The sequence below is a fragment of the Halobacillus ihumii genome (assembly GCF_902726645.1).
Taxonomy (GTDB): Bacteria; Bacillota; Bacilli; order Bacillales; family Halobacillaceae; genus Halobacillus_A; species Halobacillus_A ihumii.
In genome coordinates, this window is record NZ_CACVAO010000001.1 from 1,817,869 (window position 1) to 1,836,251 (window position 18,383).

18 protein-coding genes and 2 riboswitches are annotated in these 18,383 nt (G+C 42.9%); of the genes, 7 read left to right on the forward strand and 11 right to left on the reverse strand.

Annotation, left to right across the window (positions count from 1 at the left end; all coding sequences use genetic code 11):
- The first annotated feature begins 234 nt into the window (after nucleotides 1-234).
- From qoxA to qoxD, 4 genes are read left to right on the forward strand one after another with little or no spacing between them, the layout of a single operon-like run.
- Nucleotides 235-1,146, forward strand: a complete 912-nt coding sequence (gene qoxA, locus G6R08_RS09115) for a cytochrome aa3 quinol oxidase subunit II (protein WP_163531240.1) — start codon at nucleotides 235-237, stop codon at nucleotides 1,144-1,146.
- A gap of 24 nt (nucleotides 1,147-1,170) precedes the next feature.
- Complete coding sequence (gene qoxB / locus G6R08_RS09120; protein ID WP_163527695.1) at nucleotides 1,171-3,105, forward strand: cytochrome aa3 quinol oxidase subunit I; 1,935 nt, start codon at nucleotides 1,171-1,173, stop codon at nucleotides 3,103-3,105.
- 1 nt (nucleotide 3,106) lies between these two features.
- Complete coding sequence (qoxC, locus tag G6R08_RS09125) at nucleotides 3,107-3,712, forward strand: cytochrome aa3 quinol oxidase subunit III (RefSeq protein WP_163527696.1); 606 nt, start codon at nucleotides 3,107-3,109, stop codon at nucleotides 3,710-3,712.
- A 1-nt stretch (nucleotide 3,713) separates the two neighbouring features.
- Entirely contained in the window at nucleotides 3,714-4,082 is a 369-nt protein-coding gene (gene qoxD / locus G6R08_RS09130; protein ID WP_163527697.1) for a cytochrome aa3 quinol oxidase subunit IV, read from the forward strand.
- A gap of 372 nt (nucleotides 4,083-4,454) precedes the next feature.
- On the opposite strand, the gene G6R08_RS09135 is transcribed toward qoxD, so the two are convergent.
- Nucleotides 4,455-4,730 (reverse strand): hypothetical protein, encoded by a 276-nt coding sequence (locus G6R08_RS09135; RefSeq protein WP_079528871.1) that lies wholly within the window; start codon nucleotides 4,728-4,730, stop codon nucleotides 4,455-4,457.
- A 256-nt stretch (nucleotides 4,731-4,986) separates the two neighbouring features.
- Between G6R08_RS09135 and G6R08_RS09140 the strand changes: the two genes are divergently transcribed.
- Nucleotides 4,987-5,799: an alpha/beta fold hydrolase gene (locus G6R08_RS09140; protein ID WP_163527698.1), complete on the forward strand. Its 813-nt coding sequence runs from the start codon at nucleotides 4,987-4,989 to the stop codon at nucleotides 5,797-5,799.
- A gap of 256 nt (nucleotides 5,800-6,055) precedes the next feature.
- On the opposite strand, the gene thiE is transcribed toward G6R08_RS09140, so the two are convergent.
- The 8 genes from thiE to ku form a co-directional block, all read right to left on the reverse strand.
- Complete coding sequence (thiE, locus tag G6R08_RS09145) at nucleotides 6,056-6,673, reverse strand: thiamine phosphate synthase (RefSeq protein ID WP_163527699.1); 618 nt, start codon at nucleotides 6,671-6,673, stop codon at nucleotides 6,056-6,058.
- Nucleotides 6,670-7,446 (reverse strand): hydroxyethylthiazole kinase, encoded by a 777-nt coding sequence (gene thiM, locus G6R08_RS09150; protein ID WP_163527700.1) that lies wholly within the window; start codon nucleotides 7,444-7,446, stop codon nucleotides 6,670-6,672. The genes thiE and thiM overlap by 4 nt, the downstream gene beginning before the upstream one ends.
- Nucleotides 7,437-8,249 (reverse strand): bifunctional hydroxymethylpyrimidine kinase/phosphomethylpyrimidine kinase, encoded by an 813-nt coding sequence (gene thiD, locus G6R08_RS09155; protein ID WP_163527701.1) that lies wholly within the window; start codon nucleotides 8,247-8,249, stop codon nucleotides 7,437-7,439. Before thiD ends, thiM begins: the two co-directional genes overlap by 10 nt.
- The gene (gene tenA, locus G6R08_RS09160) at nucleotides 8,246-8,935 is read right to left on the reverse strand and encodes a thiaminase II (RefSeq protein WP_163527702.1); all 690 of its coding nucleotides are present in this window, start codon (nucleotides 8,933-8,935) and stop codon (nucleotides 8,246-8,248) included. The genes thiD and tenA overlap by 4 nt, the downstream gene beginning before the upstream one ends.
- A gap of 43 nt (nucleotides 8,936-8,978) precedes the next feature.
- Nucleotides 8,979-9,082, reverse strand: a riboswitch (TPP riboswitch).
- Nucleotides 9,083-9,087: 5 nt separating this feature from the next.
- On the reverse strand, nucleotides 9,088-9,582 hold the full coding sequence (gene thiW / locus G6R08_RS09165; RefSeq protein ID WP_163527703.1) for an energy coupling factor transporter S component ThiW: 495 nt from the start codon (nucleotides 9,580-9,582) through the stop codon (nucleotides 9,088-9,090).
- An 89-nt stretch (nucleotides 9,583-9,671) separates the two neighbouring features.
- Nucleotides 9,672-9,783: riboswitch (TPP riboswitch) on the reverse strand.
- 83 nt (nucleotides 9,784-9,866) lie between these two features.
- On the reverse strand, nucleotides 9,867-11,555 hold the full coding sequence (locus G6R08_RS09170; protein WP_163527704.1) for a PucR family transcriptional regulator: 1,689 nt from the start codon (nucleotides 11,553-11,555) through the stop codon (nucleotides 9,867-9,869).
- 18 nt (nucleotides 11,556-11,573) lie between these two features.
- A complete protein-coding gene (gene eutB / locus G6R08_RS09175; protein ID WP_240339678.1) occupies nucleotides 11,574-12,542 on the reverse strand; it encodes a hydroxyectoine utilization dehydratase EutB in 969 nt (322 codons plus the stop codon).
- Between the two features lie 293 nt (nucleotides 12,543-12,835).
- Entirely contained in the window at nucleotides 12,836-13,690 is an 855-nt protein-coding gene (gene ku, locus G6R08_RS09180) for a non-homologous end joining protein Ku (protein WP_163527706.1), read from the reverse strand.
- Between the two features lie 103 nt (nucleotides 13,691-13,793).
- Here ku and G6R08_RS09185 point away from each other — a divergent pair, with 103 nt between their 5' ends.
- Together G6R08_RS09185 and ligD are read left to right on the forward strand one after the other, a co-directional pair.
- Complete coding sequence (locus G6R08_RS09185; RefSeq protein ID WP_163527707.1) at nucleotides 13,794-14,324, forward strand: ATP-dependent DNA ligase; 531 nt, start codon at nucleotides 13,794-13,796, stop codon at nucleotides 14,322-14,324.
- A 12-nt stretch (nucleotides 14,325-14,336) separates the two neighbouring features.
- A complete protein-coding gene (gene ligD, locus G6R08_RS09190; RefSeq protein ID WP_163531242.1) occupies nucleotides 14,337-15,569 on the forward strand; it encodes a DNA ligase D in 1,233 nt (410 codons plus the stop codon).
- A gap of 49 nt (nucleotides 15,570-15,618) precedes the next feature.
- Here the strand turns inward: ligD and G6R08_RS09195 are convergent, their stop codons facing one another.
- Both G6R08_RS09195 and G6R08_RS09200 read right to left on the reverse strand, forming a co-directional pair.
- Nucleotides 15,619-17,175, reverse strand: coding sequence for a fatty acid--CoA ligase (locus G6R08_RS09195; protein WP_163531244.1), 1,557 nt, complete (start codon nucleotides 17,173-17,175; stop codon nucleotides 15,619-15,621).
- A 43-nt stretch (nucleotides 17,176-17,218) separates the two neighbouring features.
- Entirely contained in the window at nucleotides 17,219-18,373 is a 1,155-nt protein-coding gene (locus tag G6R08_RS09200) for a thiolase family protein (RefSeq protein ID WP_163527708.1), read from the reverse strand.
- Nucleotides 18,374-18,383: the final 10 nt, after the last annotated feature.

Sequence of the window (18,383 nt, forward strand, 5' to 3'; positions counted from 1 at the left end):
AATATGGAGTAGTCTGTGCAATTTCCCTAAGTTTGAATAATTTGTGTCAAAATTGAATAGAAATCGTGATTTTTATATGACAATTTTTTTAACTAGGTCTCGATTTAAGCTTTATTTGCTATACTAACCCCAGTAATTCATAAATTGGAACAACCATCCCTTTTAATATATTTGTGAGAAGGAGTGTATTGCCAAGTGGAACGCAACAAACGGCATATTAAAAAATGGCTGGCTATGCTGCCACTCAGCCTGGTTCTATTATTAAGCGGCTGCAGTCAACTGACTGTCCTTGATCCAAAGGGTCCTGTCGCAGAAAGTCAAAAAGACCTGATTATGTATTCAATCTGGTTTATGCTCGTGATTGTAGTGGTTGTCTTTGCCCTATTTACTTATATGGTCATTAAATACCGCGACCGTCCTGGGCGGGGTGATAAAGACTACGACCCGCACCTTCACGGAAACACAATGATTGAGGTCATCTGGACGGTGATTCCGATTCTCATCGTAACAGCTTTATCAGTACCGACTGTACAAACATTATTTGATCTCGAAAAACCGCCCGAATCAACAGCTTCAGCAGCAGCTGACAAAGAACCACTCGTCATTCATGCAACATCGGCCGACTGGAAATGGTTCTTCAGTTATCCGGAACAAAACATAGAAACAGTCAATTATCTTCATATTCCTACTGATCGCCCAATCGAATTCAAAATAGCTTCTGCCGACTCAATGTCCTCCCTCTGGATTCCAGCTTTAGGTGGGCAAAAATACGGTATGGCAGGGATGCAGAATACGCTTTTCCTACAAGCAGATGAACAAGGAGTGTATGATGGGCGAAACGCAAACTTCACGGGGGAAGGCTTTGCAGCTCAGACATTTGAAGTTTACGCAGAAAGCAGTGAGGAATTTTCCAGCTGGGTAGAACAAGCACAAAATTCCCCTGAGCTTACGCAGGATCAATATAATAAGCTCCTTAAACCTGGATTAACAGACCGGAAGACCTTTTCTTCCACCCACTTACAATGGGTTAATCATGGTACGATGGCCGGAATGGACTACGCTATCGAACTTCATGGGGAAGCTTATGAGAAAGAATTACATTTAAAAAGCGGGGATATTGAAATTGATGCTACAGATGAAGAGTGATAGAAAGAAAGCAGGTGAGGAATTATGCAACTAGATGAATTTTTTGTCACGGGGGAACCACTCATTTACGCTGGAATGGTTTCCATCGTGCTCGTTACAGCCGCTATTATCTTTGTTCTAACTTACTTTAAAAGATGGGGATGGTTGTGGCGTGAGTGGTTGACTACTGTTGACCATAAAAAGATAGGTATTATGTATATTCTCAGTGCTCTAGCGATGTTGTTCAGAGGTGGGATGGACGCCTTAATGATGCGTGTCCAACTTGCATTTCCCGGGATGGACTTCTTAGGCTCGCAACACTATAACGAAATTTTTACGACGCACGGAACAGTTATGATCATTTTTATGGCTATGCCATTCTTGATCGGCTTAATGAACGTGATCGTACCATTGCAAATCGGGGCCAGGGACGTTGCTTTCCCGGCACTGAATGCCTTGAGTTTCTGGTCCTTTCTTTTTGGGGCCTTGCTGTTTAATATTTCTTTCGTAATCGGCGGTTCTCCAGATGCCGGTTGGACTAGTTACACACCACTTGCCGGTGCAGCCATGAGCCCTGGTCCCGGACAGAACTTTTATTTGATGGGACTTCAGTTATCAGGTATTGGAACACTGGCAACAGGGATAAACTTTATGGTTACCATCATTAAAATGCGTGCTCCTGGGATGAAAATGTTCCAAATGCCCATTTTCACTTGGTCAACACTCGTTACGGCGTTCATTATTGTTTTTGCCTTCCCTATCCTAACAGTGGCATTAGCTTTAATGACGATCGACCGAGTTTTTGGTTCTCAGTTCTTCACACTGACCGGAGAAGGCTTACCAATGATGTGGGCCAACCTGTTCTGGATGTGGGGACACCCTGAAGTTTATATTGTTATATTGCCTGCCTTTGGTATTTTCTCAGAGGTTATTGCAACATTTGCCCGTAAGCAATTGTTCGGCTATAAAGCCATGGTTTGGTCAATGATCCTCATCGCAGGGTTAAGTTTCCTTGTTTGGGTTCACCACTTCTTTACGATGGGTGCCGGTGCATTTGTTAACTCAGTATTTTCTGTTTCAACAATGTTAATCGCCGTTCCCACGGGTGTTAAAATATTCAACTGGCTTGCTACTCTGTACAAATCAAAAATACAATTTACAACAGCCAACATGTGGGCGCTTGCCTTTATCCCCAGTTTCGTACTCGGCGGGGTTACGGGTGTCATGCTGGGTATGGCTCCAGCCGATTACCAGTTCCACAACTCATATTTCCTAGTGGCACACTTCCACTATGTGCTTATAGCAGGGACCGTATTTGCCTGCTTTGCAGGTCTTGTGTACTGGTATCCGAAAATGTTCGGACACAAACTTAATGAAAAACTTGGCAAGATTAGCTTTTGGTTCTTCGTTATCGGCTTTCATGTTTGTTTCTTCCCACAATACTTCGTGGGACTGGATGGTATGCCGCGTCGAGTCTTTACCATCATTCCTGAATGGATGCCGCTTAACGTCATTTCGACTGTAGGGGCTTTCGGTATGGGACTCGGCTTTGCCATCTTTGTTTACAACATTTACTATAGTTATCGTTACAGCGAGCGTGAAAAAACCGGAGATTCTTGGGATGGACGCACACTGGAATGGGCTACTCCAACTCCAGTACCGTTTTACAATTTCGCGACGGTTCCTCACGTAAACTCACATGATGCCTTTATAGAAATGAAGGAAAAAGGTGAAACAACATTCGATGAAGAAAAAGTGGAGCCAATTCACATGCCAAGCAATACCGGTAAGCCGATTATCATGATGGGAATTGCAGCTATAGCAAGTTTTGGACTTGTGTTTGAATGGATGTGGATGGCTATTGCCGGTTTAATCGGGCTAATAGTTATGATGGGAATCCGCTCCTTTGACTATGACGATGGGTTCCATGTTGAAGTAGACGAAATCAAGCGTACCGAACGCAAAGCAAGGGGGTTGTAAAATGAGTTCACATGAATTAAAAACCGGCCCGCTGGAATACCGCACACAGCAAGGTCAAATGAATATTCTCGGATTTTGGATATTCCTCGGTGCTGAAATAGTTCTATTCTCAACACTCTTTGCTACCTATGCTGTATTATTCGGGCGGACAGCAGATGCTCCGTTGCCAGGGGAATTGTTTGAACCTGGCTCCGTGCTCATTATGACCTTTTTATTGCTGACAAGTAGTTTCACATGTGGTATAGCAATTCATGAAATGCGACGGGGTTCTAAGAAAGGACTTATCACGTGGATGATCATTACACTAGCTCTAGGCCTTGGATTCATTGGTTTAGAGGTTGAAGAATTCATTCACTATGCGCACGAAGGCGCCACTTTACAATCCAGTGCGTATTGGTCCAGCTTCTTTATATTAGCTGGTACCCACGGGCTGCACGTAACTGTGGGAATTGGCTGGGCAATTCTGTTATTGATCCAAATAGCAAAACGCGGCTTAACACCTGTTACCAGCAGAAAATTCTTCATTATCAGCTTGTATTGGCACTTCCTTGATGTCGTTTGGATTTTCCTCTTTACAAGCATCTATTTGATCGGGATGGTGGTTTAACATGGCAGAACACAATAAACGTATTCCTGTTCAGCACATTGTTGGCTTCGTCTTGTCTTTAGTCTTAACATTACTGGCAGCCTGGGCTGCTCTCAGATCAGATTTATCAACGTTTTGGATTATCACATCGATTATGATTTTAGCCGTCATACAGGCTGGTATCCAGTTATTTATGTTCATGCACATGACTGAATCCGAAAGCCATAATGGTCATGTACCATGGAATATGATGTTTCACGGTTTTGTCCTCGCAGCAATTGTTGTGGCTGGGTCACTATTTACCATGTCATTTGGCCATAATCATGACCCGCAACATAACGGAGAACACGAACAGCACCAACAGCAGGAGGAACATTCTGGCGGTCATTAACTCATTAGTCCGGAATTGATCGCTCCTGATTATAGAATTAAGCCTTACAGTATCGCAACATCAAAAGACCACGGTGGTGATTAGATTGGAAAAAAACAAACAACTCTACAATGAATATAATCAGGATTCAGGCAGTTTCCCTTGGAAGCATGTAGTAAGCTTTACCTTATGTATTATCCTAGCTGCCTTCACACTCTGGGGAACCCTGTATTCAGATTATAGTTTCAAACCATTATTAGCCATCATATCGGGCGTTGCTTTCTTACAGGCATTACTTCAACTGTTTTATGTGCAACCTCGACAATAGCCTTAATATAGACTCTAAAAAAGCCCTCTTTTCTATTTTTAGAAAAGAGGGCTTTTAGTATAATATTAATATCTTACTGCTTCACGAGGTTTTTCATGTGTATTGGCCACATGGATAATAAACATAACCCAAGCTACTTCAGCAACAATCAGGCTCAAGTAAAACATTGACCAAGTAATCGAAAATGCTGAAGGAGCTGAAATGAACATCGTCTCAAAAAAGTAGACCCACATGCCCACGAGCAGAATGGTTTGAGTGATAGCTAACTTTGTCCTTTTCAAATGAATAAATACAAATGGGGCAACCGTTGCAATTAACAAAAACATAAGCACAATACCCATTATATCCATCTCCTTAATTTAATGATCCCATGTAATCGTATTCATATTCTAATTGTAACAAATTATTCTCAAAAAGGACACAAATTATTCACATTTAACTGTTGATTTTTTTGACTTTTTTTAATGAAGTACTTATTTTGGCTCTATGGAAGGATTCCCGTAGAACAAATTGAAATTGTTAGAGTGCCATTATTTCATCACTAGCCAGACATGTTTACCAATCATTATTGATAAAATATACAAGGAGGCGATCGAAATGCCAATTGTAAAATTAAATGATGGAGCCGAGTTATATTATGAAGTATCTGGAGAAGGAAAACCTGTTTTATTTTTGCATGGAGTTTGGATGAGTAGCCGTTTTTTTCAAAAACAAGTTCCCTATTTTCGTGAAGGATATCAAACGATCACATTGGATTTCAGAGGACACGGACAGTCTTCAGCAATAGATTCAGGTCACACAGTCGCCAACTATGCTCGTGATGTAAAACAATTTATCCAGCACCTAGGTCTTAAAGATGTGACCCTGTTAGGTTGGTCTATGGGAGCATTCGTAATTTGGGAATATATTAGCCAATTCGGCGAAGACAATATTAAGGCTACAGTAATTGTCGATGAACTGGCCTCTGATTTCAAATGGGAGGATTTTGAGATTGGAGCATTTGATCTGCCGACGTTAACGAGTATGATGCGTGATCTCCAAACAGACCAAAAAAGCCTGCTAGCCGGATTCATTCCTTTGATGTTTAAAGAAGAAGTGTCGGGACACAATATGGAGTGGATGCTCGCAGAAACAACACGACTTCCCGCAACAACGGCCAGCGCCATTTTATTTGACCAGTCACTCATTGACTGCAGGCCTTATTTGTCATTAATCACAGTTCCTACTTTACTTTGTTTCGGCAAGGAAGAAAAACTCATTCCAGTTGCCGCCGGAGAGCACTTACACAGGGAAATCGGCCATTCACGCTTAGAGCTATTTGAAAATAGCTGTCATTGCCCTTTTTTAGAAGAACCAGATCAATTTAATCATAAAGTTGATTCCTTTTTAAAATCACTGGATGGATCCTGATCCTCATTAAACATATAAAGCCGGGGCCACTTAGGTCCCGGCTTGATTTTATCGGCGCTTTCTCCGATTTTATCGGCGCTTTCTCCGATTTTATCGGCGCTTTCTCCGATTTTATCGGCGCTTTCTCCGATTTTATCGGCGCTTTCTCCGATTTTATCGGCGCTTTCTCCGATTTTATCGGCGCTTTCTCCGATTTTATCGGCGCTTTCTCCGATTTTATCGGCGCTAACCGCCGGGACAAGCCGGCGGTTAGCGCCTAGAGTCTACTTACAACTTCACGAACATCTTCAGCATACGTAACAGCGGAAATCACGCATATCCCATCAGCTCCTGCTTCAAGCACCGAACCGGTATTTTGAACGGTTATTCCCCCGATCCCCACTAACGGAATATCAGGATACATCCATCGCACTCTTTCGATCCATTCAACACCAACTGGCGCTTTCGCATCAACTTTTGTGGATGTCCCAAATACCGGACCCGCACCCAAGTAATCAACGACACCGACTGAGCTTTTCCTCAATTCGACTTCATTAGATACTGATAAGCCGATAATTTTATTAGGAAAAGCCGAACGTAGCTTCTCAACGCTCACATCGTCCTGCCCTACATGAATTCCGTCCGCTTCCAAAGGTTCCACCAAAACGCTGTCGTCATTTACTATAAACAACACATCATGCTTCCGGCAAAGCTGGCGCAGTTTCAGGCCGAGAGCCAGTTTCTTCTCACCCTTAAGCGATCCTGGTCCTTTTTCACGAAATTGGAAAGCTGTAATACCGCCTGCGATGGCCTCTTCTAAAACCTTCACTGGGTCGCGTTGGCAATTCTGACTGCCCATAATGAGATATTTCCTTAATCTCTTCCGAAGGTTCATGAAGAAACACCCTCAAGTTGTGATAATTCCAAAGCCAGCGCATCAATAAAGTGGGCAGCAAAAGTCCCAGGGCCTACAACGCTCGACTTTGAAGCAGCCCATTCTGCAGCTAGCCCATAAAATTTAACGGTGGTATAAGCCTGTTGCAGGGGAGTACCATTAGTTGACAGACAAGCCGTTACGATCGAGCCCAGCAAACATCCCGCCCCTGTTACCTTAGATAATAACGAATGTCCTGTTTCATTGGATATTGTCTCTTCCCCATCTGAGATCACATCAACTTCACCCGTGACTATAGCTAACGACTTAAATTCATTTGCGACTTTGACAGCAATCTCTTCAGGATTTCCTGAATCAACTGAATCTACCCCTTTTGTTTCTAAAGAAATGCCGACGATGTGAGCGAGCTCGCCTGCGTTTCCTTTAATAGCAGCAGGCTCAACCTCTGCTATGATCCGATTAAAGGCTTGCGTACGAAAGGGAGTGGCTGCTACACCTACAGGATCAATCACTACTGGGATCCCCTTCTCATTTGCAGCTTTTCCAGCTAGTATCATGGCTTGGATCTGAGGCTCTGTCAACGTTCCCATATTGATTAACACACCATCGGATAAGTTTGCTATATCAGCTGCGTCCTCCTTTGCCATCGCCATGATGGGCGACCCGCCAAAGGCTAGTAAACCATTGGCACTAAAGTTCATGACCACTTGATTCGTTAAATTATGAATCAGCGGCTGCTTCATACGAACGTTTGAAATCACATTTACAGCCATTTGTTAAAAACCTCCTCCCGTGTTGCGAAGTGGTTGGTTGGACCGCTTCCCTGCCCAAGTTCAAACGAATGACGGATCGCTTCCGTAACAAAGTACTTACCCTGTTCAACAGCCTCGACAAGCGATGAGCCATGACTTAAATGAGCAGTGATGGCAGCAGAATACGTACATCCTGTTCCATGAGTATTTTTTGTATCAATTCGTTCACTTGAAAAAGTATGAATTTCCGAGCCATCAAATAGAACATCTATGGCCTGACCTTTCATATGGCCGCCTTTTACCAAAGCCGCACCTGCTCCAAATTTAGTCACAATCTGTGCGGCCGCTTCTTTCATATCATCAATGACCTCAATTGACCCACCTGTAATATCCTCTGCTTCAGGTATGTTCGGTGTGACGAGCGATGTGTACGGCAGTAAATTATCACGAAGCCACAAACGCGATTCTTCTTTGATCAAGGGATCGCCGCTTTGTGCTACCATTACAGGATCCATAACATATGGAGCTGCTATTTCTGGCAGCCATTCTGCGATGGCTTTCATCATGTCTTTACTTGCGATCATCCCTGTTTTAAACGCATGAATAGGCATATCTGAAGAAACGGCTTCTAATTGTTTCCTTAGCATATCAACAGACAAGTCGTGTATATCCTTAACCCCTGTTGTATTTTGAGCGACTACCGAAGTAATGACGCTCATGCCATAAGTCTTTAACTCTTGAAATGTTTTTAAATCAGCTTGAATGCCCGCCCCCCCGCTCGGATCAGTCCCGCCAATCTTTAATGCGCAAGCCGCTTGTTTCATTTAGACGTCACCGCCTCTCCAGTCGGCCATTCCTCACAAGTTAAAGCCATTTCCCAGAAATTCAACTCCAGCTGACAGCTCTTGCGAAAGGCCTCCTTCATCCGTTTCAATTCACTCTCTGAAGCCTCTTCGGCCAGCTCATTAAGGCGTTCACGCATGGCCATGGATAGCGTATCAAATTCCTCATTCGCGTAGAAATCTATCCACGGGTAGAACGTATGATTCGGTGATGGCTGATATTTTTTCACCAAATGGTTGCCGATTTCGAGATAAGTCCATGGGCAAGGAAGCAGGGCAGCGAGAATTTCTCCGAGCCCTCCCATTTGAGCGTGATACATCATGTGTTTGACATAATGATCGGCTGTTGGCGGAAGCGGGTAGCCTTGCAATTCGTCATAACCTGCACCGATGACATCACAGAAATTGTGATGAGGATGGGTTTCACTATTTAGAACAAATCCGACTTGTTCACTAAAATAGCCCATGTCACGTCGTTCTGTAGATTTTGATATGGCAACACCGTAAACATGCATAAAGGCGTTCAAGTACTCATAATCGGCCTTAATGTAATGGGCTAATGCTTCGTGCGGTACTTCACCCTTGCCAATTCCATCGACAAATGGATGGTTAAAAATTGCTTCAAACAATTCATTATTTTCTTTTCTTAATGTTTCGGTAAATGTCATAAAATGTTGCCTCCTTAGTTTATAGGAAGCCACTGAAAGGTGATTTGAGATGAGGCTACTTTCCTTTACGCTGGTATTACCCAGATCAGGTCCAAAGGGATTAAGGAAAATCCTTATCTCAGCGTGCTCGCACCCCTAGTAGATTCCGAAGATTATAGATTTGTTTGAGGTAATGCATGAGTTTGTCGCATTTTTGAAACTACAAACCAGCCAATCAATGCACCAGTTGTACTGCTGATAAGAAAGGACGGCAAGAAGGCTAATGCTCCCGCTGAACTCCCCATTAAAATGTTGGCAAAGGGCACGGAGAGCATGGCACCGATTAACCCAGTGCCAATCATTTCACCTGCTGCAGCAGTCCATGTTTTTCTAGACCATTTGTAAAAGTAACCCGCCAGTAAAGCCCCAATCATGCCTCCTGGAAACGCAAGCAATGTTCCAAGCCCAAGCAAGTTACGCAGCAGGCCGATCATAAAGGCAATCGCAACCGCCGGAATGGGTCCAAGCGTGACAGCGGCCATAACATTAACTGCGTGTTGAACAGGATAAGCCTTAGCTATTCCAGCAGGAAACCAGAGCATTTGCGAACCAAGCGTTCCGATTGCTACAAATACAGCCATGGTCGTTAATAAGCGAGTTCGATTCATATTTCTCCTCCTCTCATAAAAAGGGAGTGAACATGAAAAAAACCAGATCCTGAGGGAGGACCTGGCTTCGAATGGATAAAGTCATAAGACATTTCTTCTGACTACTTCCCTCCGCTGGTCTTAACCAGATCAGGTTCATAAGAGTCGAAAAGCTGTTTTGCTTTTCTCTCAGCCCGTATCAGGGCCCCCCTAGTAGTTATTGTGTAATACTATTCGCTTGGCTGCTTTCATCATAACAGAGAAGATTTGGATTGTCATCACGAATCAATTATAAAGCGGACTGCCTATTCTTCTTCTACCTTCTTCAGCTTCCATAACCTTACACTAAGTTCCAATAAAAACATATCGTCAGCATTTAACAGCGACAAGCCCGTTAAATGTTCAATATTGCGCAATCTATGGAGTAATGATTGACGGTGTAACATCAGCGCTCTCGCGGTTTGACTGACATTACTATTGTATTTATTGTAAACGATAAACGTATGAATAAGATCCGCCTGACGTTTCTGATCATACATAATCAGCGGTTCCAATGTATCTTTTACAATATTTTCAATTTCTTTTTCATGGGATAGTGCCATAAGCAGCCTGTTCATACGAGTATCACTAAAAAAAGTTCGATTTCCATCCTCATGCTGCTGCTTGCCAATATTTAAAGCGGTCACGGCTTGATCATATCCTTGATGAAATACGAAGACCCCATCCTTAGGAAAAGATATTCCCCAGGAAATATTAATGCCAGCAAGCAACTCATTTAATCTGCGTTCGATAAGGTCGAGAAATTGGTTACTCGTTTCCATATAAGGGTGGTCATCTGCCTCTAAGTATACAATGACTTCTCCATCCTCGAACGTCGTCATGGTCCGGCGATTTAAGACATCGCCAGCATGAGTGACCTCTTTCTGAATATAATAGTTTCGACTATTCATCGAGGAAGAAAGAACCGATTGATCCCCGGCCCGCTCGACGTGATTATTTTTTTTCTTAAAGCGGATTGCTCCTACAAGGCAAATATAGGGCAGCGTTAATTCATAGCCGAGCAGTTGAGCCTTTGACTGCATCTGTTTATCTACTTCGACTTCGCTTTTTGCTAAATCTAGTAAAAAATGATCTCTAAGCCGGATTTCGGTCATTTCGATAGCATTTTCCTTAACAAAATAAAGAGCACAGGCCGTCAGCGCATGTTCTAATATATTTAAGACAGGCCAGGTTAACTCTTCGTTATCTCTTGGCTGAAACAGCAGGTAGCCTTGCTTTTTATAATTGGATAGAATGGTAAGCTGATAACAGTACTGCTCCCCAATTTTATATTCTTCAATGTAATGGTAAAGGGGGTGATCGCGAAACGGGGTCTCCTGGGTCGGAATAAGTTCATAGTCCCCTTCCTCTACCCCGTTCAGCACGTCAATCATCCGCTGATCAAATTCGTAATTTGCCCTCACGATCTTGTTATGATCACTAATGGCCACAGGAATTTTTGAATGCTGAAAGAGAATGGTCATGATCTCTTGTAGACCTTTGCCATTTAACACACAGTTAATGAGTTCCTGCCGAACGCCCTCCGCCTGTTTCTGCTCCAATTCTTTTTCCTTGCTTATTTCAGCTAAAACATCTTGCAAAATATCACCAAATCGCACATTCCACGGGATTTCAATAATGATAAAATTTTGCTCAAGAGCGAGCTGTTGGATGCGGTCAGGAATTTTAAAAATATACCGTCCAGTAGCAATGGCAAGTGCCGAAGCGCCTGAATGAATAACATCCTTCACATAAACTTCTAAACAGTCAGGGTCATCGCCACATCCGACACCGGTACTGAGCACAAATTCATTTTTACGCACAAAGTTTTCGACAGGTGTTTCTATAACTGAAATCCATTCCACCTCACTGGTTTCAATACGCTCATTCCCGACATGGACTTTTGCCGGTTTCATGACGGATAACTGTAAGACATCCTTAACGGTTATACCCATTTACCACACCCCGCAAGCTTATCTAGTTTTAAGCAACTCACTAACTGTTTCATGATCAATGTTATTACCACTCACAACAGCTGCCACTACACGACCATCACCTTGCTTCTCTGACAGTAACTTCCCAATTGCTGCCCCAGCCGCTCCTTCTACTGCCATTTTATGATGCTCAAGCAGAAACAATACTCCTTCTGCAATCGCCTTCTCAGAAATAAGCACGCTTTCGTCCATATACTGCTTAGTCAATTGAAAAGTGTACTGATTATCCGGCCCGATCCCCCCTAACAAACTGTCTGCCAGCGTTGGCGATTCAGCAATTTTGATCGGATGGCCTTGTTTTAAACTTTTATGCATGACTGCTGAGTTCTCCATTGATACACCAGTTACTTGAATGGAAGGGTCATTCGACTTCAAGGTATAGCCAATTCCCGAAAGCAAGCCTCCCCCTGAGAGAGGAACTAATATTTCATCTATGTCAGGGCACTGATCCAGCACTTCTAACCCTATCGTGCCCTGCCCGGCAATGACATCAAGGTCATCGAATGGTTTGATAACAGAGACACCTTGCTCCTTCTCTAATCGATAGCAGTAATCTTCCGCATCATCTTGATTTTCACCTACGATCACTACTTCAGCCCCAAGCTCCTTCAGACGATTCACTTTCCCTTTTGGCACCCGTGAAGAAATGCATACAATAGAATCAATCCCGAGCTGCTTGGCGACATAGGCGACCGCAATACCGTGGTTTCCTGTTGAAAATGTCGCCACACCTTTTTTTTGGTCGTCGATGGAGAGGGAAAGGATCTTGTTAGCAGCACCTCTTAATTTAAATGCTCCTGTAGGCTGGTGATTTTCAAGTTTTAAATACACTTGATTTCCCGTGAAATTTGATAAGGCATTCGAATAGATAAGCGGTGTTTGTATAACTAATCCTGCAATCCTCTGCCTCGCCTTCCAAATCTCTCTTAAAGATATGAATTCGCTCACAATTATTCTCCTCTCTTTATACATATGCCAGGATGGTTCAGATTTTTCAGATATTATTGAACAAAAAAAGAGAGCATACTATGGAACGTTGTATGAACTCTTCATTATTTCATTAATGATTATTGGAGCACTTCTTCTGGGAAGCTTCTGAAGATTTCATCATATCTTCTGCTTTTCTACGGACCAAACGGCCATTCATATACCATTCGACTATGTGTTTCTATACTTAATTATACAACATTTCGGTGTTAAAATACAGATAATCGTTCGACAAAAACTTGCTATTAGAGGGGTTATGACGACTTTTTCTTTGTTGATGATTTCTTGGACGTTTTCTTTTTAGGAGCTGCCTTTTTAGGAGCAACTTTCTTTTTATTTTTCGATTCGTCCAGTGACTTTTCTAAGGCTTCCATAAGGTCTGTCACATTGTCAGGACGTTTTTTCTCTTTAGCTGTTGTCACTTCTTCATTATTTCGTTTGGCTTCAATAAGTTCCAGAAGAGCTGTGCGGTATTCATCCGTGTACTTCTCTGGTTCAAACTCGGCTGTGAGTTCGTCAATCAGCGCAACAGCCGTCTTCATTTCCTTCTTACTTAAATCAGTTTGCTCAGGAACGTTTGGTACCTCGCCAACATCTCGCACCTCATCCGGATAATGGATGGTTTCCATAAGCAATGTATTTTTATACACTCGCAAAATAGCCAATTGTTCTTTTGAACGAATAATAATCTTGGCAATTCCGATTTTCCCCGTATCTTCAAGGGCTTCCCTTAATAAGCCGTAAGCTTTATTTCCACCGCTGTTCGGTGAAATAAAATAGCTGCGCTCAAAATAAATAGGGTCAATTTCTTCAAGTTTGACAAAATCAAGGATTTCCACCGCTTTGTCTTCTTGTTCTTTCTTTAAGTTCTTTAAATCCTCTTCATCAAGCACTACAAATTTATTTTTAGCATACTCGTAAGCTTTGACGATCTCCTCATTTTTCACTTCTTCTTCGCAAACCGGGCATCTTTTCTTATACTCAATCGGGGAATTACATTTTCCATGTAATTGACGCAACTTAATATCTTTGTTCTCAGTAGCAGCATGAAGTTTGATCGGTATATTCACAAGACCAAAACTAATCGATCCCTTCCACATTGTATGCATGGACTATTTCACTCCTTTTTGATTAGCTTTTACCCTCCGAGAAAAAATATGACTAAAAGCTATATACTCGATCAAAATAAGGATAGAAAAGAAGGTGAGTGAGTTGGATAAACCTATGCTTCCGACATTGTCTGAAGAAATACCGACGGGAAATGAATGGGTATATGAAGTAAAATATGACGGATTTCGGGCATTTCTTAAGTGGACAGAAAGCGGGATTTCGCTCATAAGTAGAAACGGCCAGGATTTGTCAGACCGATTTCCTGAAATCATTGAAGCGGCAAGGAAAGGGGATCCTCCTGATCCACTGCCTGTTTTACTCGATGGCGAAATCGTGATTCTCAACACCCCTTATCAGGCCAATTTCCCCCTTCTCCAAAAACGGGGACGGATGAGGAATAAAACGTCTATTGGAAATGTAGCTCGAGAGAGGCCTGCTACATTTATGGCATTTGATATTCTTGAAGCCGGAAAAAATTTAACCTCATTTGTTTTTACAGAAAGAAAAGAACGACTTCGTAAAATGATGAACCATATCGACTTTCCATCTATTCAAATGGTTGAGGTTTTCGAAGATGAAGCAGACATCCATAACCTTCTCCACCTTCATTTAGGCGAAGGCATTGTAGCATAGCGCAAACAAAGCATTTACCAAAAAGGGGTTCGGACGAGGCAATGGCTCAAAGTGAAACAATGGCGCTCTGTATCTGGCTTTCTAACCTCATTCGATCCAGGGAACGATTATTATAAAATGGAGATTTGGCACGGGGATAAACGTGTACCGTTAGGCAGTTTTAAGCATGGATTAACCTCAGAGCAGGCTCATACACTTGAAACTTTTTTTAAAGAGAATGGGACTAATTGGAGACTTAATCCAAGTGTTTGCGCCGCCATTAACTGCTTAATGGCCGAAGGTGGGGAAATGCGCGAGCCTGTCTTTCACCAGTTTAGATTTGATTTGGAGCACGACGATTGTACCGTGTCTAAACGAGATTGGGACCTGCTTTTGTTTCCCGAAGACGTAGAGATCACTCATCCTGAAAAAATATTATGGCCAAAAAGGCAATGGAGTAAGAAAGATTACCTGATGTACATCAGGGCGATCGCTCCTTATATGATTCCCTTTATAAAAAATAAAAAGTTGACGCTAATTCGATATCCTCATGGTGTGGGCGACGAATCTTTCTTTCAAAAACATCGAGCTGAACATTCACCAAATTATGTAGGGGCGTGGAAGGAGAATGATGAGACCTTCATCGTTAGCAATGAGCTTTCAAGTTTAATTTGGCTAAGCAATCAAGGAGCACTAGAGTTTCATATTCCGTTTCAAAAAGCAGCAGCCAAGGACCCGGATGAGATCGTGTTTGACCTTGATCCACCTGATCGTGACGAATTTCATTTATCCATCATAGCTGCCAAGCTATTGAAACATTTGCTTGATCAACTCAACGTACATGGTTTTATAAAAACATCCGGAAATAAAGGAATGCAGCTCCATATCCCTATTACAGAGGGGAGCATGAGTTATGAAGAAACGAGGAAATTTACAAAGAGTTTAGTCGATCTTCTTGTAAAAGAAAGTCCAGATTTATTTACAATTGAGCGATTAAAGAAAAATCGCGGACAAAGACTTTACCTGGACTATGTCCAGCATGCAGAAGGAAAAACCATTATATCTCCTTATTCAGCCAGAGCCACTTCAGAAGGAACTGTAGCCACACCGCTTTTTTGGCATGAAATCACAGAAGATCTAAATCCAGAAGACTTTACCATCAAGAATGTTATGCAGCGAGTCCAGGAATTTGGCTGTCCTTTTCAAGATTATCATAAAGTGCGAGAGTCCCAGCCCATTGATGTCATGAAACAACTAGGAGGATAAAGTACTGAACAAATAGAGCCTCGACATGATAGTTCGAGGCTCATCTATTCTATTCTGTTACTTGTTTTGTCTGCTCTCGGAGTTTAAATTTTTGCAGCTTTCCACTGGCATTTCGAGGAAGTTCGGACACAAACTCATAACGACGCGGCCGCTTGTATCGAGCGAGTCTGTTACCTGATATGCAAAATTCATCAAGTTCGTCAGGTGCTACATCGCCTTTTTTCACTATATAAGCAACAACTCGTTCGCCCCACACTTCATCAGGTTCCCCTACTACTGCAGCATCCACAACAGCTGGGTGGTCAAACAGGGCATCCTCCACTTCGCGGGAATAAATATTTTCACCGCCTGAAACAATCATGTCTTTCACCCTGTCGCTAACCCAGAGATAGCCATCTTCATCGAAATAACCAATATCTCCAGAATGATACCACCCTTTATATAAAGCTTCTGACGTCTCTTTAGAACGATTGTAATATTCAGGCATCATACTTGGCCCGCGCACAATAATTTCTCCTAATTCGCCTGGGCTGCAGATGTCAGCGGGATCTGCAGGTCCTTCCTCCCGTGTACGTACGACGAGTACTTCATGATTTACTAGTGCCCGGCCTGCAGAGCCTGCTTTAGACAGCTGTTCGTCTTCGAGAAGAACGGTAATAGCCGGCCCCATTTCAGTCATTCCATATGCCTGGATCAATTGGACTCCTAAAGCTTGATGAAGCCGCTTCGTTAGGGCCGGAGCCATAGGTGCCCCACCATAAAGCCCTGTCCTCAATGAATGGAAGTCCTTCTTACTGAATTTCTCTTGTATGATCATATTCCACATCGTTGGAGCTGCAAACAATGTAGAGATTTCTTCTTCACGCGTTATTTGAATCATTTCCTGAGCATCGAAGTGATGGAGAATTACCGTTGTTGCCCCAACCATCACCCTTGGAAAAAATGAACAATGGAGTTCAGCACAATGGAACATCGGAGCTGCCGTTAGACCGCGGTCGTGGTGGGTGAGATGTAAAGTATGGGCTAGTATGAGTGCTTGGTCAATCATATCCCTGTGGGTATGCAGGACCCCTTTAGGTAATCCCGTCGTACCTGAAGTGTACATGATCGCGTAGTAATCGTCCTCGTCGATTTCGCAAACCGGCGGTGTACGATCCGCCCCTTCCAGCACATCATAATAATGGCGAGATAATACAACCTCCTGCTGCTCATCTATGGACCAGAAATGGATGTGGGTTCTTTCATTCGCAATTTCTTTAAGCTGCGGTGCTGTTGCCCGTTCGAATAATACTACTTTAGGTTTAGCATCCTTAATAATAAAGCTGATTTCCTGCGATGTCAGCCTGAAATTTATGGGATTAAAAATAGCACCGATTTTCATACAAGCAAATAATGTAACTGCAAATTCAGCCGTATTATAAAGTACTGTAGAAACCTTTTCCCCTTTTGTAACCCCTGCATCAGACAATGCATTAGCCAAGTAATTTGCTTCTTCATCCCATTGTCGATAAGTCCACCTTTTTCCTAACCTTACATCTACTAACGCCTCTTTATTAGGAAACTTCACCGCCGTTTGCTCAAACATACTTTTAAGTGTTGGACCCATCATTATCCACTCCTTTAAACTTGTTTGAAAACTAGTAGCTCCATTAGTCTGACAAACGCTCAATAATCGTTGCGTTAGCCATACCCAATCCTTCACAAACAGTCTGAAGACCATATCGTCCTTCCGACCTTTCGAGTTCATGCATAAGAGTTGTCATCAGCTTAGTGCCTGTCGCTCCAAGTGGGTGCCCAAGCGCTATCGCACCGCCATTGACGTTCAACTTCTCAATAGCGGCCCCTGTTTCCTTCAGCCAAAACAGAGGGACTGAAGCAAAAGCTTCGTTAACTTCAAATAGATCAATGTCTTTAAGACTAAGTCCAGCCTGTTGTAAAACTTTCTGAGTAGCTGGAACAGGCCCGGTAAGCATAAAAGTCGGGTCAGATCCCACAACGGAACGAGCTACAATGCGAAAGCGCGGTCTTAAACCAAGAGACTCAGCTTTCTGACGTGACATAAGCAAAATAGCCGAAGCACCATCGCTAATTTGACTGGCATTACCTGCTGTAATCACCCCACCTTCTTTAAATGCCGGATTTAGAGGCTCCAAGCTGCTTATAGTTGTTCCAGGACGCGGTCCTTCATCATCCTTCATTGTAATCGGCAGCCCCTTACGATCTTTTGCTTCAACAGGCATAATTTCCCTTTCAAATCGCCCTTCTTCGATTGCAGATAATGCCTTTTCATGACTTCTTACCGCAAATCTATTTAACTCTTCCTTACTCAACCCCCAATGTTCGGCAATTTGTTCCGCCGATAAACCTTGATTAATCATTCTATATTGACTAGTAAGCTTTTCGCTATACTCTGTTCCCTGCCTATTTGAAAACATCGGCACACGAGACATTGATTCTACTCCGCCAGCAATCACTACATCCATATCTCCACTTGCAATCGCTTGTGAAGCAAAATGAACAGCTTGCTGACTTGACCCGCATTGCCGGTCAATTGTGACACCAGGTACCTCTTTGGGAAAACCAGCCATAAGAGCAGCAATTCTGGCTACGTCACCAGACTGCTCCCCAACTTGCGAAACACAGCCCGCAATGACATCATTTACCTCAGCTGGGTCTAGGTCAACTCTGCAAGTCAATTCTTTTAACACTTTCGCCAGTAATTCGTCTGGCCTGATATCTTTCAGCAAACCATTTTTTCTACCAACCGGAGTTCGGAAAGCTTCGACAATAACAACTTCATTCATCCTGCATCCC

Bases quoted from the DNA above. Each gene is read 5' to 3' on its own strand.
- qoxA (WP_163531240.1), top strand. From the start codon at position 235: ATGCTGCCACTCAGCCTGGTTCTATTATTAAGCGGCTGCAGTCAACTG.
- qoxB (WP_163527695.1), top strand. From the start codon at position 1,171: ATGCAACTAGATGAATTTTTTGTCACGGGGGAACCACTCATTTACGCT.
- qoxC (WP_163527696.1), top strand. From the start codon at position 3,107: ATGAGTTCACATGAATTAAAAACCGGCCCGCTGGAATACCGCACACAG.
- qoxD (WP_163527697.1), top strand. From the start codon at position 3,714: ATGGCAGAACACAATAAACGTATTCCTGTTCAGCACATTGTTGGCTTC.
- G6R08_RS09135 (WP_079528871.1), bottom strand. From the start codon at position 4,730: ATGGGTATTGTGCTTATGTTTTTGTTAATTGCAACGGTTGCCCCATTT.
- G6R08_RS09140 (WP_163527698.1), top strand. From the start codon at position 4,987: ATGCCAATTGTAAAATTAAATGATGGAGCCGAGTTATATTATGAAGTA.
- thiE (WP_163527699.1), bottom strand. From the start codon at position 6,673: ATGAACCTTCGGAAGAGATTAAGGAAATATCTCATTATGGGCAGTCAG.
- thiM (WP_163527700.1), bottom strand. From the start codon at position 7,446: ATGGCTGTAAATGTGATTTCAAACGTTCGTATGAAGCAGCCGCTGATT.
- thiD (WP_163527701.1), bottom strand. From the start codon at position 8,249: ATGAAACAAGCGGCTTGCGCATTAAAGATTGGCGGGACTGATCCGAGC.
- tenA (WP_163527702.1), bottom strand. From the start codon at position 8,935: ATGACATTTACCGAAACATTAAGAAAAGAAAATAATGAATTGTTTGAA.
- thiW (WP_163527703.1), bottom strand. From the start codon at position 9,582: ATGAATCGAACTCGCTTATTAACGACCATGGCTGTATTTGTAGCAATC.
- G6R08_RS09170 (WP_163527704.1), bottom strand. From the start codon at position 11,555: ATGGGTATAACCGTTAAGGATGTCTTACAGTTATCCGTCATGAAACCG.
- ku (WP_163527706.1), bottom strand. From the start codon at position 13,690: ATGCATACAATGTGGAAGGGATCGATTAGTTTTGGTCTTGTGAATATA.
- G6R08_RS09195 (WP_163531244.1), bottom strand. From the start codon at position 17,175: ATGGGTCCAACACTTAAAAGTATGTTTGAGCAAACGGCGGTGAAGTTT.
- G6R08_RS09200 (WP_163527708.1), bottom strand. From the start codon at position 18,373: ATGAATGAAGTTGTTATTGTCGAAGCTTTCCGAACTCCGGTTGGTAGA.